Here is a 1,319-nt window from a genome sequence, read left to right on the forward strand (position 1 = left end):
CGTAGAGCTTCACCCCACGTGCCACCAAATACACTGATATAGTAGCCACCGGCAGAAATTAAGATAAGGTAGATTCCGGCGACCACCAGTGTTGTCGAATGGAAAGCCATTTGACGTGAGACGTGCATTCCGATGACTTGTTTTTGGTTGTTCATTAAAGTCAACGCGATAAAAGGAGCGGCCAGGGCATTAATTGCGCCGCGCGTTTCCCATAGTGGGGCGGATAACTCGCGAAACAAGAGTGCATCTGAATACATAAAGAAGTCGTAGCAGAACAGGGTGCCAATCGCGATGGTTAGGTATTTGATTCCGGAACGGCTATACATATTCGCGCTACGCCATACTTGTTCTAAAAGTAAAAGTGCGACGATAGAAAGTGATACCTGAAACAACAGAATCGAATAGCTGGACACCCATTGTGAGCCTGAGATACCTTGGGCCAAGGTAATAAAGACCATAGCAGCGAGCAGAGCGAGAATGGCCGAACTGAGATAAAAGCGGTCTCTGCCTTGTTGTTGGTTAGGAATGAAGCTAATCCCCAAGAGCGCGTAGAGAACGTCAAACCAGGCTGCATTGCGAATGAGTTCAAAGGTGTATCGTAGATAGAATGGCACATCAAAGCCTAAGCCTTGTGCGACCAATGCGCCCATCCATAAACTGCTTGCTAGCGCAGCAAGTAGTAAGGAACGATCAACGGATCTGCGTAAATACTTGCTAGCGATAAATACTGCGAGTAGCAGGAAGGCCAGGAGTCCAATACTATTTGAAATAGTTAAGAATGAAATATTCATTGAGCCGGTAGTGTGCCTGAACGTACTTATATTGGAGTGTTTTGAAAATCTGAACCTGATAGTACTTGATAGAATTGATAAATGAACAAAGATTCAGTCTGTTAGTTTTAGTGTAGCAGAGTCATGAGCAGAGTTATTGATTAAATCGCTTGGATTTGAGATTACCTAAGAGAAGTATGTTCTTAATTCAGGTCAAGCAAAAAAACCGGATTCGCTGGGATACGAATCCGGTAAATAGTGCGAGTAGTATCCATGAAAGTCTTTCATTGCTGATAATTGCACTTCGCTTATCAGACACTCAAAGTATTAGTCAGATCGCTCAAAAAACAAGCATTTTTTAATGATATTTTCTTCTAAGTTGGCGTGCTAACCTTTGATATGGTTTTTAGCCGACGAGAGATTAGCCTGTGCTGGAACTCCAGCACTTAGCGGTGTGGTTTGTGTTCTGAGTGAATATTGTCCGTATCCCAGGGCAATAGGCGGTAATGAGGTTGTGATTGGGCAAAATTCATAAAAGGGTATTTGATG

The 1,319-nt window shown here is 43.4% G+C and carries 1 pseudogene; it reads right to left on the minus strand.

The features are described from left to right. Nucleotides 1-791, minus strand: a pseudogene (locus A3735_RS05010) (PEP-CTERM system histidine kinase PrsK); the annotation flags it as partial. Nucleotides 792-1,319: the final 528 nt, after the last annotated feature.

Source organism: Oleiphilus sp. HI0061 (genome assembly GCF_001635675.1).